The organism is Bradyrhizobium sp. NBAIM03 (assembly GCF_020194055.1).
Taxonomy (GTDB): Bacteria; Pseudomonadota; Alphaproteobacteria; order Rhizobiales; family Xanthobacteraceae; genus Bradyrhizobium; species Bradyrhizobium yuanmingense.
Genome location: NZ_JADYVS010000099.1, coordinates 1 through 751, shown reverse-complemented (window position 1 = coordinate 751; position 751 = coordinate 1). Strand labels below are relative to the sequence as shown.

Here is a 751-nt window from a genome sequence, read left to right as displayed (position 1 = left end):
ACCAGCCGGTGTGATATCTCTCGTCATGGCGTTGCTCTCCTTTGTGGAATCAGCACCCCGAGCCTACCGGCTCAAGGTGAGCAACGCCGACCTCTTCAGAAATTCAACAGAACCCGGGACATCCCCCCTACGGCTATCGGCCCGGCCGTTCGGCGCTTGACGCAGTGGGGACAGCGCGAAAGCGTTGCTGGAAATTCGACTGGGTTATCGACCTTGATATCAAGTCGTTCTTCGACTCGATTCCTTGGCGCCTGATCGAAAAGGCCGTCGCCCACCACACGAAACTGAGCTGGATTCGTCTCTACGTAAAGCAGTGGCTGCAAGCTCCCGTGGAGAAAGAAGACGGAATCCTTGTGGAGAGAACACGCGGAACCCCTCAGGGTTCAGTGGTTTCACCGCTGCTCGCAAATTTGGTTCTGCACTATGCATTCGATCACTGGATGCAGCGGACCTTCCCTTGTTTGTGTTTCGAAAGATACGCTGACGATGCGATAGTCCATTGCAGAACTGAAAGAGAGGCTCAAACCGTGATGGAGGCGATCCGGAAACGTCTTGCGGAATGCGGTCTGGAGCTCCACCCGGAGAAAACCCGGATCGTCTACTGCAAGGACAATAAACGGAGAAAGGAATGCGAACACATCTCGTTCGACTTCCTTGGCTACACCTTCCAGCCGCGCAGCGCTCGCGATCGAAAGGGCGAGAAGTTCCTCAACTTCCTCCCGGCAATCAGCAACAAGGCTGCCAAAGGAAT

The 751-nt window shown here is 55.1% G+C and carries 1 protein-coding gene; it reads left to right on the top strand.

Features of this window, described 5'->3' with window-relative positions:
• Nucleotides 1-164 precede the first annotated feature (164 nt).
• Nucleotides 165-751: reverse transcriptase domain-containing protein (locus tag I6F21_RS37565; RefSeq protein ID WP_346656859.1), on the top strand; the 587-nt coding region annotated here is incomplete at its 3' end.